The 12,486-nt window shown below is 40.6% G+C and carries 15 protein-coding genes and 1 pseudogene; 3 read left to right on the plus strand and 13 right to left on the minus strand.

Going from position 1 to position 12,486, the window contains the following annotated elements:
- Positions 1 to 68: 68 nt before the first annotated feature.
- Positions 69 to 1,091 carry an MBL fold metallo-hydrolase gene (locus tag MHH48_RS17465; RefSeq protein WP_076323513.1) on the plus strand — a complete coding sequence of 341 codons (1,023 nt, stop codon included), beginning with the start codon at positions 69 to 71 and terminating at the stop codon, positions 1,089 to 1,091.
- A gap of 449 nt (positions 1,092 to 1,540) precedes the next feature.
- Here MHH48_RS17465 and MHH48_RS17470 read toward each other — a convergent pair whose 3' ends face one another.
- The 6 genes and pseudogenes from MHH48_RS17470 to MHH48_RS17495 form a co-directional block, all read right to left on the minus strand.
- Positions 1,541 to 1,750 (minus strand): hypothetical protein, encoded by a 210-nt coding sequence (locus MHH48_RS17470; RefSeq protein WP_076323514.1) that lies wholly within the window; start codon positions 1,748 to 1,750, stop codon positions 1,541 to 1,543.
- 204 nt (positions 1,751 to 1,954) lie between these two features.
- Positions 1,955 to 2,389 (minus strand): NUDIX domain-containing protein, encoded by a 435-nt coding sequence (locus tag MHH48_RS17475; protein ID WP_076323515.1) that lies wholly within the window; start codon positions 2,387 to 2,389, stop codon positions 1,955 to 1,957.
- Positions 2,390 to 2,549: 160 nt separating this feature from the next.
- Positions 2,550 to 3,062 carry a DUF6886 family protein gene (locus MHH48_RS17480; protein WP_076323516.1) on the minus strand — a complete coding sequence of 171 codons (513 nt, stop codon included), beginning with the start codon at positions 3,060 to 3,062 and terminating at the stop codon, positions 2,550 to 2,552.
- A 505-nt stretch (positions 3,063 to 3,567) separates the two neighbouring features.
- A complete protein-coding gene (locus MHH48_RS17485) occupies positions 3,568 to 4,314 on the minus strand; it encodes a DUF3600 domain-containing protein (protein ID WP_076323517.1) in 747 nt (248 codons plus the stop codon).
- Positions 4,301 to 4,888, minus strand: a complete 588-nt coding sequence (locus MHH48_RS17490) for a sigma-70 family RNA polymerase sigma factor (protein ID WP_076323518.1) — start codon at positions 4,886 to 4,888, stop codon at positions 4,301 to 4,303. The genes MHH48_RS17485 and MHH48_RS17490 overlap by 14 nt, the downstream gene beginning before the upstream one ends.
- A gap of 123 nt (positions 4,889 to 5,011) precedes the next feature.
- Positions 5,012 to 5,590: pseudogene (locus MHH48_RS17495) on the minus strand (extracellular solute-binding protein); the annotation flags it as partial.
- A 283-nt stretch (positions 5,591 to 5,873) separates the two neighbouring features.
- On the opposite strand from MHH48_RS17495, the gene MHH48_RS17500 reads away from it, so the two are divergent.
- Complete coding sequence (locus tag MHH48_RS17500) at positions 5,874 to 6,185, plus strand: YbjQ family protein (protein WP_076323519.1); 312 nt, start codon at positions 5,874 to 5,876, stop codon at positions 6,183 to 6,185.
- 302 nt (positions 6,186 to 6,487) lie between these two features.
- Here the strand turns inward: MHH48_RS17500 and MHH48_RS17505 are convergent, their stop codons facing one another.
- The 6 genes from MHH48_RS17505 to MHH48_RS17530 all read right to left on the minus strand — a co-directional run bounded on the left by MHH48_RS17505 (position 6,488) and on the right by MHH48_RS17530 (position 10,431).
- A complete protein-coding gene (locus MHH48_RS17505; protein ID WP_076323520.1) occupies positions 6,488 to 6,859 on the minus strand; it encodes a hypothetical protein in 372 nt (123 codons plus the stop codon).
- Between the two features lie 181 nt (positions 6,860 to 7,040).
- The gene (locus MHH48_RS17510; protein WP_256720603.1) at positions 7,041 to 7,172 is read right to left on the minus strand and encodes a hypothetical protein; all 132 of its coding nucleotides are present in this window, start codon (positions 7,170 to 7,172) and stop codon (positions 7,041 to 7,043) included.
- A 247-nt stretch (positions 7,173 to 7,419) separates the two neighbouring features.
- Positions 7,420 to 8,028 (minus strand): AAA family ATPase, encoded by a 609-nt coding sequence (locus tag MHH48_RS17515; protein WP_076323521.1) that lies wholly within the window; start codon positions 8,026 to 8,028, stop codon positions 7,420 to 7,422.
- Between the two features lie 209 nt (positions 8,029 to 8,237).
- Entirely contained in the window at positions 8,238 to 8,708 is a 471-nt protein-coding gene (locus tag MHH48_RS17520; protein ID WP_076323522.1) for an NUDIX domain-containing protein, read from the minus strand.
- A gap of 433 nt (positions 8,709 to 9,141) precedes the next feature.
- Entirely contained in the window at positions 9,142 to 9,474 is a 333-nt protein-coding gene (gene csaA / locus MHH48_RS17525) for a chaperone CsaA (RefSeq protein ID WP_076323523.1), read from the minus strand.
- A gap of 45 nt (positions 9,475 to 9,519) precedes the next feature.
- Positions 9,520 to 10,431 carry a DMT family transporter gene (locus MHH48_RS17530; protein WP_076323524.1) on the minus strand — a complete coding sequence of 304 codons (912 nt, stop codon included), beginning with the start codon at positions 10,429 to 10,431 and terminating at the stop codon, positions 9,520 to 9,522.
- A 155-nt stretch (positions 10,432 to 10,586) separates the two neighbouring features.
- On the opposite strand from MHH48_RS17530, the gene MHH48_RS17535 reads away from it, so the two are divergent.
- A complete protein-coding gene (locus MHH48_RS17535) occupies positions 10,587 to 11,486 on the plus strand; it encodes an AraC family transcriptional regulator (RefSeq protein WP_076323525.1) in 900 nt (299 codons plus the stop codon).
- 638 nt (positions 11,487 to 12,124) lie between these two features.
- Here MHH48_RS17535 and MHH48_RS17540 read toward each other — a convergent pair.
- Entirely contained in the window at positions 12,125 to 12,475 is a 351-nt protein-coding gene (locus MHH48_RS17540) for a hypothetical protein (protein ID WP_076323526.1), read from the minus strand.
- Positions 12,476 to 12,486 lie beyond the last annotated feature (11 nt).

Here is a 12,486-nt window from a genome sequence, read left to right on the forward strand (position 1 = left end):
CATTCTCTATAATACAGACATAGTCAGTATGCCTTACCTCAAAAACATATACGTAAAGGAGAATTTTCATGAAGTATGGACGTATTATTCAAAAACCTCGCGTTAAATTTTTTGAAGTCGCAGATGGCGTCTTTGCCGGTATTTCGCCGTATCGCGGCATCAGTTGGGCCAATGCCGGGTTCATCAACAAGGGTGAAGGGCTGGTGTATGACACGTTCTTCGATTTGTTCCATGCGCGGGAAATGCGGGAGGCTTTTATGGAAGTAAGCAACGGCAGCTCTCCCGCATATGTGGTGAACTCGCACTATAACAGCGACCATGCCTGGGGAAACAAAGTGTTTGAAGATGCTTGCATTATTATGCACAAGGAAGCGTCCAGAGAGCGTCTCACCGAAAATATCGCCTGGATGGACAGCGTCATCAGAAGAGGAAAGGATTCTCCAGAATCGACTTCGGGCGAGCGGTTTTTTGCAGCGGAATTTAAAGGATTCGACCTGGAAGGCGTAGAATGGGTACTCCCGAATATTGAGATAAAGGACGATATCAACATCCGTCTTGGCGATACGGAAGTTATGATTTACAACGTAGCTCCGGCCCACTCTGACAGTGACTTGCTACTGTGGATGCCAAAAGAAAAAGTACTATTCGCTGGCGATGTCGTGTTTAACGGTTGTACAGCGTACAGTGAAGAGGGAACCCTCAATTGGGTTAAAGTACTTGATCGCATTATTGATGAATTTAAACCCGAAATCGTTGTTCCAGGACATGGCGCCATCTGCGGCCTGGACTTCGTGAAGGAGCAAAGAGAATACCTATTGAACCTGATCAGCGAGTTCAACAAGCATTACAATGACGAAATTGATTCCTTGTCCCTGACCAAGCAAATTGATATTTCCCGCTTCCTTCATTGGATTCAGCCAGAACGCTTGTATGTAACAGTGGATATCCTATTGAAAAGCAAACGAGGGTTACCACCCCTTCCAAGTTGGAACGAGGTGCCTGCTAAGCTGGAAGACATGAAAGCTTTTTTGGTCGGGAAATATGGCAATCAGATCAAGCCATGGGACCCTATGAGTGTTTGGCAAGAATAGCAATTTGAGAGCCTACAAAAACAAAAAACGGCCCTGTCGCAAACGATGCGAACAGTGGCCGTTCTTTTGAATGATCCACGGAAATAAAATCGGCGCTTAGAACCATGGAGATGGACTAATGACTTACTAGTAGAACTCTATTTAAACGATATAACTAATATTTGATGTTAAGTGTATTTCTCTTCTTTAAAGGGATTCCAAGACTTTTCGCGGTAGCCACCATCACTAAACTGCGCGTTAGTTTAACAAAAATGGCATCTTCTGCTGATGAGATCATAGCGCGGGACGCAGTTTCTTAAAGGACTAAGTTCTTGTCCTGTGACAGTTGTTGTGTTATGCTGCCCGTTAGCTTAACGGGCTATCGATCACACCCACCACTATCCCCACATATTATCCGTTGTTCAAATTCAATTATTTTATCTTCACAGCGTTTTGTAGCAGCATGATGACTAGTTTTTATTCTGTCTTGCTTTAGCCACTCTCGGTAATTGTTTCTCAAAAATGGATAACACATTTGAAATCAAATGTTCGCTCGGACTTTTGTTGTCTTTTAAAAGTGCATATATAAGGTTCAAGAAAGTCTTTGCATCTTTCTCTGTTAAACTTTTGATTGATTCCATGGCGCTATCATTCGGAAAATTTTCTTCCTTCGTCTCCATAATTATTCCCCCATCTTTAAATATCATTTATTCTTCCGTTACAAAATATTAATGCGTTGTTTCCAAGCTAGCTCCCTTGATTAAAACGTTTCCAGTGGTTGGAAAGTTGATTTATTGTTTCCCGTTAGTTTAATCACCTATTGCTAGCTGCTCTTCGTAGCCCTTCTTCATAGAAAGCTTTATTTGCTTCGACCCAAGCAATTTTTAATGCCTCTTCTGGTTTGAATAGCCTATTCCGTATGTTTCATAAGTATTTTGAAAATCATCAAGCCTTATGATTCTTGCAGAATAAAAGACCATATAGCTCTCTGGATATGGATACTTATAATTCTCTGGCTTGTTATATAGTCTTATCAATTCATATCCGAGAACGTGAGGAGATTCAATCAAAGCACCTGTTTCTTCATAAAGTTCCCTTTTCATTGCCTCCATAGGCGTTTCCCCAGGTTCAATATGCCCTCCAGGTATATCCCATCCTCTTTCATTCAAATTAGTTAATAACAATGCGTCTTCTTGAAATGCAAGTACAAACGAGCACGTTATTAATTCTTGACGAGGAATAACTTCAGACAATACTAATTGTGTTTCGTTAGGCAACGGGAGCCCTCTAACGTTTTTTTCTTCTCTGATAATTTTCATTTCAAATTTCACCTCTTCAATACATTGGAATTTAAAGCAATACTTTAGAGTCACAAAATTCCCAAAAACTGCCCGTTAGATTAATCAAGGCAGCTGATCAATCTGACCGACTGCCTTCGTGTCTTTGTTAAACTAACGTTTCGCAATAAGCTTAATTGATTTAGAGTCTTTTGGCGTTATTGAATCTATGTATCCCATATCCAGTGAAGTCGGAAGCTAATATTGCTTCCTTAAGCGGATATAAATTTGATGTGATTCTTAATTCAATTCCTTTTTGGAGTAATCTCTCCAACAAATTCTCATATTTTTCAACTGATTTGGGTTTCACTACTTGGCGAGAAATGTAGTAGCCAGCTGTTTTATCAAAAAGCTCAAAACCCTCATCGTCAAAACGATATCGAAATATGATTTGCTTTGATATCCTCGTATACCAGTCACTTTCTACTGTAACTATGGTATTGGCAATTGAATTATTAAAGAAGAGTTGTAAATGTTGGTCCGTTGTCGCCTCATCTTTCCTACACACAATTCGGGGACAATCCCTAGGGAAATAGTACGTATACTCGTGCTCTTCATCAAGTGCCCAAACTACCGCAGTAAAATCCGGACGATTTTGCTTCTCTTTTGGTACAAATATATTGATACTTTCGTCTTCACTGAAGTGAAAAAGCATGTGCCCCCCCATCCCATTTATTGTTATATTCCATAAAAATATTGAATTATCCTGCCCGTTAGCTTAATGATATGGCATCGAACATAGTTAGATACTTATCTAATCGGTAATCGGTTCATGTTCTTGTCCTTTACGGCAATCGGTACAAGTTCTTGTCCTCGACTCGGGACAAGAACTTGTACCGATAAAACAAAAAAGCCGCTAAGTTAGCGACTTTCAATGGGACCATGTTCTTGTCCCCCGACAAGGCTTCTAATGTTACTATGTTTTTGTCACTTGACAAGTGTCATTTCGGGATTAGTTGCCCGTTATCTTAACGCGGCTGCCGATCTATGCCGACACCCGCGTTTTAGTTTATTAAGCTATAGTGTTCCGTTAGTTGAGTGGCTTTACAATTCTAAAATCATGTTTGAAAAGGCTCCAGTTTTTCTTGAGTTAGGTGAACTAAGGCTGCTCCTAACGTTTCGTTAACGTGGAGTTTTACATGTTCTTGTTCCTCGACAGATCAAGCTTTCGGCTTAACTGTTATGCCCAACTTCTTAAAAAAAGGTTGTATCTGCTGCAACAATTGCTCTTTCTTTTGATCTTCCTTTGACAGCCGTTCAATATGAACACTACCATCCGGATCATCTTTTTTCTCGTCATAAGCCCTCAATTCATTTAATAATTTTTGAAACTCATCAAATTCTTCTTTGCTGAATATTTGCCCTGCTTCATCTAGCACTCCATTCCAAAAAGTAGCGCTATCTATAGGTTTAGCTTCTCCCTTCGTAGATTGAACTTCATTCAATTTACGAAAGAGTGGCTCTAGCTCTGCGGTTAACCTTCTATAGTTTTTTTGCTCTCCTACGCTCAATCTCTCGATATGAAAATCCCCATTTGTATCGGCAATTTTCAAATTAAGGAGGCCCCATTCTTTTAGTAAGGACATCCATTTTGTAAACTCCTCTTCACTGAGGTTTTGTTTGGCGGTCTGCAGCTTTGCCTCCAGCTCATCATAGTGCTTTTGAGTTACTCCGATATTGTCCCGCGAACCATAGATGGAATCAGCTATGTAGCTATAACCGGCAAAAGCACCTGTTGGGATTAACAATGTAGCGGCCAATATACATGCAACGACCCACTTTTTCATTCGTCTTCCTTCTTGAATGTGTACGACTTTGTTAAGAATTCTTTCCTTGAGCTCCGTTGGTGCGTTCCATTCTTTGGTCTCTTCCTTAAAAGCGGTTTTCAATCTTTCATCGAAACTCATTTAGCCCCTCCACCTTCCCCATAGCCAGAATGCTAATTTTCTGTTTTTTGCGCATCTTTTGCAGAGCAGCATGAATCCGTGATTTTACCGTCCCAAGAGGGATTTCTAGTGTGGCTGCAATCTCTTCTTGCGTGTAATCATTCATATAATGTAGAATAACTACTAGCTTTAGCTTATAAGGAAGTCGATCTACGCTTTCAAGTAGCGATTGATTCGATAGTTTGTTGACCACCTCACTTGAGATATCGTAGACCACGGCTTGATCAATCTGTTCGGCTTTTTTGATGATCCGCATATGTGTCCAACTCTTTCTGCGGTGCGCTTGAATTTGCCGCATAACCACTCCCATTAACCAAGGCCGAAACGGCCTGCTTACGTCAAACTTTTCAAGAGATCGGTATAATTGAATATAAATCTCCTGAATGACATCCTCTGCATCTGATGGTTCTCGAATAAGAAAATAAACAGTATTGTAAACGTCTTTAATGGTTGCTTCATATAACTCGCCAAACGCATCACGGTTCCCAGCCAACGTAAGCGAAATAAGCCTTGCATATTCAGATGGATGATTCATCTGCTACCTCCTCCCCTTCGGTCTTACAGTATATATTGGTAATAATTATAGATATCGTTCGAATTATTTCAAAATATAGGACAAGAATTCAGCTGTGACCGGAAAATGTTATTATTTAGTTCCCGGCATGGTATTGAACTCAGCCGCAAATTCCCCTTGAAAGCCATTCCACAAACCGCTCCGCCGTTACCTGCTTCTTCGATCCGTTCACGATCGCCGCATGTTCCACGACCATCGGTACGCCGATTTCCGGACTGACAATGCCTGCTTTCACTTTATATTGTTCTTCCTTCTGCTGCAGGGTTCTGGAGACGAGCGCTCCTAGCGGCGTTTTACCGCTGGCCAAATTGGCATAGAAGTCTTCGCCCTCGACTGCACTGACGCCGTTGTCATACAATTGCTGAATTTCATTCCAGCCTTCCTCGGATACGCCGAGATCGCCGTTCGGATCTTGGAAACTGGTCAGAATCCCCGCTACAATAAGGCGAGGCGTATTTTGTACAAGCAGCGTTGGAGCTTCGTACTTCCATTTGTACGCATTGTTCTAATAAAAGGTATGTCCAGTCCTTTGGCGCGGTATCGGCCGAAAATTCGTTCGGGTTATAACCCAGCAGAATCGTGCTTCACAAGGCCATGATAGTAGCCTTCCGGATCGTTTAAGCCCTGCTCAACATCTCCGGCTCAGCTAAGAACAAACTTAGCTTCTTCTCGGCATGCTACCTCCAAGCCTCTGTACCCGCTTATTACGTATACTCGTGCAACCAATCCTCTTCTGTCGGCGTAATAGAAGGAAGACACAGCTGGAAAAATGGTCATACTTTTCTAGACATGCAGTCATCGTCATCAGGTAACCTTCTCCACCCAGGCGATCAACATCCTGGGGGCGGTGCACCAACCTGGTTACTCTATTGGCAAGGACCATTTTCTCGGAAGTTGTTTTTACACGTAACCACTATAAAAATCTATTTGAAAGAAGGAAGAACGCATGATTATTACAACGACATCCACCATTGAAGGTTACCCTGTTCAAAGGTATATCGGTATTGTGACCGGCGAAGTCATTATGGGCGCTAATGTTGTGAGGGACTTTCTGGCCTCCATTACCGATATTGTCGGCGGGCGCTCGGGGGCATACGAAAACAAGCTGCAGGAAGCAAGGGATGCAGCTTTTGTCGAGATGGAAGATCGAGCCGTGCGCCTGGGGGCAAACGCCATTATAGCGGTGGACATCGACTATGAAGTTATTCGTGAGGGAATGCTGATGGTGGCCGTCAGCGGAACCGCAGTAGTGGTATAGCCGATACAGTGACAATTTTCCACACTTAAAACAAAAAAGCCGCATATATGGTGTTCTCCCCTCATGGTGGACGAAAAAAAAGAGACATCTGTTAAGATGGACTTACGTTTGTCTGCTGGAGGGGATTTTTTTCATGGGGAAAACAGGACGTACAAATAAGAATTATTCTAGGATGTTAAGAAGGAGGCCGTTCGGCCGGCCGGCTATTGAGGAGAACATGTTATCATGCCCGTTAGCTTAATAAAAAAGAGCAGCTGCGAACTGGCCGAACTGCTCCTCCATGCTTCTGTTTAAATTAACATTTAATTTTTCTTAGAAGCCAAATTCCAATTCATAAACAAATTGATATCTTCAATTGAATCAACAATTCTCCAATTATGCTCAACATTTTCACGAAGTTCTCTAAGTATGATGGGTTTAACAATATGTTTTTCTAACTGTCCTTTTGTTCTAGAGATATATGCAAATCCTAAAACAGCATTTGCTCTAACCGCAGAAGATTCATGGCTTGAAAGATAAACACAAACATCTTGCGCAAACTTCCAATTGGGATGGTTTTCGCCTACTGAAAGAGGTAGAGTCAAAAGCTCATCTAATTGATTTCTATTTAGGCGTTCCCGCACCTCATTTGACGAGAGGTAATCAAGTGGTTTATACATTTGTTTCTCATTCATAAATTTATCATCCAATCCTTTGTTTCAGTTCTTTACTCATTCCGCATTGCAGCCACGCTATCCTGCCCGTTAGCTTAATGAAAAAGAGCAGAAGGAATTTATTGTCTGTCCAACCATTTCGATAAATTGGTGTTTGTGTTCCGGATAGCATGCAATTATGTAAGGTTCAGGATTCATCCCCTTAAATTCTACCCCGTAAAGTTGTATCCTTCGAAAGTTCATATACACGAACTATTTCTGATTTTTTGAAACTATCTATTGTTCCTTGAACCTCATCTTTTCCAAACGCATTAACTTCAACTTCAATTTTCATTTTTCACCTCTGGATATGTATGTTGTTAGCTTTACTATAAATTATTAATCGCAAGAGTCGTTCCTTAGCTCATAAGGACTGTATTTACTATACTAAATAAATGTTAACTCACTGTAAAAAGAGCAGATACCGAACGAACTGCTCCATTCTGTATTGAACTAACGTTTCCCGTTAGCTTAACAGGACCGAGAGCCGAATGACCCAAAGCGTGAATATGATGTTATCTGATGGATACGCCTTCTTTGAACTACTTACTTACACTTTTTCCCTTAATCAACTTCTTAAAAGCAGTGTATTCTTTATTAGATCTTATTAAATTTAATATCTCATTGGCACATTCACTCGATCTCATTATTTCAGTATTGAATTCAAGATCATATTCATTAAAGCAATACACGTTATCGTATTGTGAACTTGCTAAACCAATCTCCCTGTCTCCTCTAAGTTGTTCTCTTCTAGCAAGTTCTTCCTTTGAGCATTTAACTACTACGAATATGACAGGGTGATCTGAGAATAATTCAATACAAGTATTGAACCATTTATCATTACCTATAACAGAATCTACAACTACGTTGTTTCCCATCGCAGATAATAGTTTTATTGTCGAGTAGTATAATGAAATCAACGGATCTGCAAGAATTTGATTTACTAATTGTCCATCCTCTGCACCATTTGTTTCCATACTCGGATATGTGCTGTTAATGAAATCTTTATAACTATGAAATAGCCCATTAATAAAATTATCAAATGATAAATGTTGAAATGGGATATCACTTTGAGTTAATAATTCATTAGATATGCTTGTCTTTCCAGAACTTGAAGTACCATTAAGAAGAACTATAATCCCTGGCTTCAATAGAATCAGCCTTTCATAATTTCATTTTTGCGTATCTTTCAGCTAACACTGAACTTCACGAAAATTATCCATTTCAAAGTATTCGCGAAGTTATTGAACAATCCTGCCCGTTAGCTCAATGTAAAAGGAGCAGCTATCAATTAGCTAACTGCTCCTTACTGTTTTGAATTAACGATAGATTTTCATTAGTTTATTAATTAAGCTCTTTTTTAGAAAAATGTTCGTTCGGAGTTACTTGGGTAAAAGACTTCTCTTGGATAAGGGATAGCTAACTTGGGCATCGAGTCAACACTAAAAAATTGTAATTCAGCCGATTCTCCATCAATTGCTTCTAAACTCCCACTATTAATAGTGCATTCAAACATGACAATGATGTATTCCACCTGATTGCCATCAGGATAAGTAAATCTAAAGTCTTTCCCACCAAAAACACCAATTACATTCCTAGGAGTAACTTTCAACCCTGTTTCTTCCCAAACTTCTCGAACGACAGCCTCAGCAGGTGTTTCTCCAATTTCAATAGCACCTGCTGGTAAACTCCAGATGTCACTATTAAGTGATGATCGTTGGAACAGTATCTCCCCTCGTTGATTGCGAACAATGGCAGCAACACTTGGATTAAAGATTAATTCTGTTCCTATCTTCTTACGCAAATTCAAATAATATTCAGACATTGGCAAGCCACTCACCGCCTAAACAATCTTGTAATCCTCAAGCCGATTTGTAAGAACGAACACATCTACTCTTATCAAATTCTAGTATCACTCCTGATTTATTTAATTTAAGCGCTTTAATTATCCTCATTATAACATGGCATTATTGAACTATCCTGCCCGTTAGCTTAATGAAATTGCATGGAAACATAATTAGATACTTATCTAATCGGTAATCGAACCATGTTCTTGTCCTTTACGGCAATCGGTACAAGTTCTTGTCCTTGGCTCGGTACAAGAACTTGTACCGATAAAACAAAAAAGCCGCTATAATAGCGACTTTCAATAGGACAATGTTTCTGTCCTCCGACAGTCTGTGCCATTGAGATTGAGTAGGTTACTCTAATCCATATAGGAAACCCTCCAAAAGTAGTCCATCCTTTGGTGGGTTTCAACTATATTAACCGATTTGTGTTCCATTGGGTATATTGATATCTGGCTTCAACAGCACAACGTCCCCCTGTTCTGGCAGTCCGCCCAGAACCAAAACTTCCGAATTGAATCCCGCGATCCGGCGCGGTGGAAAATTGACGACTCCCACAATCTGTTGTCCGACAATATCTTCAGCCGTATATCTTTTGGTGATTTGTGCGCTGGAAGTTTTAATACCAATTTCCGCACCAAAGTCAATTTCCAGTTTGATAGCCGGGACTTTGGCTTTGGAAAAAAATTCAGCATTAATAATCGTGCCCACACGAAGATCCAGTTTTAGAAAGTCATCAAAGGTTGCCATTCGTAATTCCTCCCAATCTATAATTTCCTATTGTTTTGACGCTATTTAATACGAAAGACGCTTCGACGCTGAATATTGCAGTGATTGCCGCCAAAAGTACATCAGCATACCCAGCAGCGTTATCAATCCACCTACGAACTGAAAGATGGAGATGGTTTCTCCCAGGAAGAGATAAGCCAGCATAATTGCCAGAACTGGTTCTCCAATAATACCTACCGATACTGTTGTAGCACCGATGGTTTTAAGCAGTCGATTGAAAATATACTGGCCGAAGATCGTGGGAACAATCGCAAGTAAAAGGAAATAGGTCCAGTCCGAAGAATCATAGTTGGTTAAAGGAAAGCCCCTTAGTATGCTGTAGATGAGCAGAACACTTCCCCCGAGAAAAAAGACCACGACACTATACAGATTGGCATGGATTTTCTGACTCAACTTCTGCCCTACTAGCATATAAGCTGACACAAGTATGGTTCCGATTAAAGACAATCCGTCCCCAATGAGTGCTTCTCTAGAAACACCTATATCTCCCCAAGCGATTATGATTGAACCTAGCAGCGCGGTCACTAAGCAAAGCACGCTCAGAATCCCAGCTCGTTCCCTGAAGACAAAATACGAACCGATCATGACAAACAACGGTTGCATCGCTAAGATGACCATGGAACTTGCCACCGAAGTATAAACGAGCGATTCCATCCAGAATAAGAGATACGATCCCAGGAGCAGACCAGCCAGAAAAAACGTCCCCCTCTCCTTGGCGCTCAAGTTTAATGAGCGGATCGTATTCCAAGGGACAAAAGGAAGCATGATGACCGCTGAAATATAAAGCCTATACATACCTGCTATGGCGGTTGGCGTATCTGAAGATTTAATCATAATTGAAGAAACGGAAACCGATAGAATGGCGATAAAAAGAAGTACATAAGGATGAAGCAATGACGACGCTTTGCGTTCTTTCACTTAAAACCCTCCAAGAGGTCTTATCCGATCGTCTGTGCACAGGCTCTAGTGATAAGCCATAGATATGATATAATAATATCATCGTTTTCAATTTTATTGTGCAAATATATCACTGGATAATATAGATATATCGTCATAGAAAGAAGGTTTTTGACATGCCAAAACCGCTGTACGAAACAATTGCATATCCCGATCGTTCGTTTCCTTACATCATGTACACCCATACGCTCTTTACGAGCGTTCCTGAAGGACGGGGATTTAACGACCTGCACTGGCACGAAGAACTGCAGATCACGCTAGTAACGAAAGGAACACTCGTGATTCAAGTAAACGGAATTGATCATGAGTTAAAGACCGGCCAGGCTATTCTGATTAACAAAGGAATTCTTCATGTCACGACACAGCTGAGTCATGATGGTGAATATGTAAGTTTTAACTTCCCCGAAAAGTTACTCGCCTTTCACACGGACAGTACAATGGAAGAGAAGTATGTGCTACCTTACACCCGTTCTTCATTCGTTTCTATCGTTATTACAGAAATCGCGGAGTGGGAAAAGCGAGTATTGGACATGCTTTGGAACATGCAACGAGTATTCAATGGGAGCAAGAGCTGGGGATGGGAATATGAGATTTCGATCAAGACCGTACAGCTCTGGTTCATCCTAATATCTAATCTTTCGCTGCCGCAAGAGGAAGCGCCAAAACACGCAAAACGGCAGCAGGAAAGATTGCAGCTCATGCTAAGCTTTATCCATCAGAACTACTCGAATCCTATCACGCTACGCGAGATTTCCGATACGGCGCATTTGAGCATTTCGGAATGTACACGAAGTTTTAAAAAGACTGTTCATATGACTCCATATGAGTACCTCATAAAATATCGGATTAAAAAAAGCTGCGAACTACTGGTATCCTCGGAGGATACGATTACCGAGATCGCTCGCAAAGTGGGCTTCAATCATGTGAATCACTTCATACAATCCTTTAAAAAGGACCAAGGAAAAACACCTAAAGGTTTTAGGGAATTCAGAAGCGGATTGGCGAAATCAAATTAATTTAATCAACATCTATAGTTACTTGAGTAATTAAATGCATGAGGGATAACACCTAAACCGACCGATAAAACAAAAGAAAGCCGCTAATTAGCGACTTTCCATGTGAAAAATATTGTTATCCCTCGACATTTCAAAGTCTGTTCCTTTTAGTGCCTTGTGCTAGGATTTCTTTTCCTTCCTCCTACACACTTTGCTAATAGTATACTAGCGATTCCGATGACTATTCCTGCCGGTACAATCCACTTTTCTGAGACTTTACCTGCACCAAAAGCGACACAAGCAGCAATTGTATACGGTATGATGAGCCACTGAATAATATAAATTTTGTTTAGATTTGAGGAAATGAACTTATTGCATGGAATCCTAGTTAGATACTTATCTAATCGGTAATCGGAACATCTTCTTGTCCTTTGCGGCAATCGGAACAAGTTCTTGTCCTTGGCTCGGGACACGAACTTGTTCCGATAAAACAAAAAAAGCCGCTAATAGCGACTTTCAATGGGAATATGTTCTTTTCTTCCGACATCTTTGACTCCTCTCCTGTCTGTAATGATTCAAATACTAAATCCCTAACCTGCCTGTTAGCTTAATAAAAGCAGCAGATCTCAATGATCGGCTGCTTTCTTGGATTTATTGAGCTATCGTTTCTTCGTTAGCTTAATCATATTTTTTAATTCCTCTTTTGCCTGGACTGGAAAAGACATGTCAATTATTCCAGTACCTCGAATTCCGATACTTATGCTTATTCTGTCACCTACCGTAGTTGCGTCATAATAAGATTTCTTCACAGTAAGCCAGATTGCGTTGGGCATTTCATAATTCAATATTTCGCTTAGTGGCGATTCGATATCAGCCCTGCCGCGAACAACCAGTATTCTATCGTTTTCTTTTGCAACATCAAAACCTTCTTTATAATTCCAACGCTCATTAGAAATTAAAAGAGCCGTAGGGATGCTTTCCCATACGGCTCTCTTGTACGCGCGCTTCACGATTTAAGCAA

It is taken from the genome of Paenibacillus sp. FSL F4-0100 (assembly GCF_037993005.1).
Classification (GTDB): domain Bacteria; phylum Bacillota; class Bacilli; order Paenibacillales; family Paenibacillaceae; genus Paenibacillus_AQ.

What these genes read in the sequence shown, in the direction of transcription:
- MHH48_RS17475 (WP_076323515.1), bottom strand. Translation starts at nt 2,389, where the DNA reads ATGAAAATTATCAGAGAAGAAAAAAACGTTAGAGGGCTCCCGTTGCCT.
- MHH48_RS17485 (WP_076323517.1), bottom strand. Translation starts at nt 4,314, where the DNA reads ATGAGTTTCGATGAAAGATTGAAAACCGCTTTTAAGGAAGAGACCAAA.
- MHH48_RS17500 (WP_076323519.1), top strand. Translation starts at nt 5,874, where the DNA reads ATGATTATTACAACGACATCCACCATTGAAGGTTACCCTGTTCAAAGG.
- MHH48_RS17480 (WP_076323516.1), bottom strand. Translation starts at nt 3,062, where the DNA reads ATGCTTTTTCACTTCAGTGAAGACGAAAGTATCAATATATTTGTACCA.
- MHH48_RS17510 (WP_256720603.1), bottom strand. Translation starts at nt 7,172, where the DNA reads ATGAAAATTGAAGTTGAAGTTAATGCGTTTGGAAAAGATGAGGTTCAA.
- MHH48_RS17470 (WP_076323514.1), bottom strand. Translation starts at nt 1,750, where the DNA reads ATGGAGACGAAGGAAGAAAATTTTCCGAATGATAGCGCCATGGAATCA.
- MHH48_RS17490 (WP_076323518.1), bottom strand. Translation starts at nt 4,888, where the DNA reads ATGAATCATCCATCTGAATATGCAAGGCTTATTTCGCTTACGTTGGCT.
- csaA (WP_076323523.1), bottom strand. Translation starts at nt 9,474, where the DNA reads ATGGCAACCTTTGATGACTTTCTAAAACTGGATCTTCGTGTGGGCACG.
- MHH48_RS17505 (WP_076323520.1), bottom strand. Translation starts at nt 6,859, where the DNA reads ATGAATGAGAAACAAATGTATAAACCACTTGATTACCTCTCGTCAAAT.
- MHH48_RS17465 (WP_076323513.1), top strand. Translation starts at nt 69, where the DNA reads ATGAAGTATGGACGTATTATTCAAAAACCTCGCGTTAAATTTTTTGAA.
- MHH48_RS17535 (WP_076323525.1), top strand. Translation starts at nt 10,587, where the DNA reads ATGCCAAAACCGCTGTACGAAACAATTGCATATCCCGATCGTTCGTTT.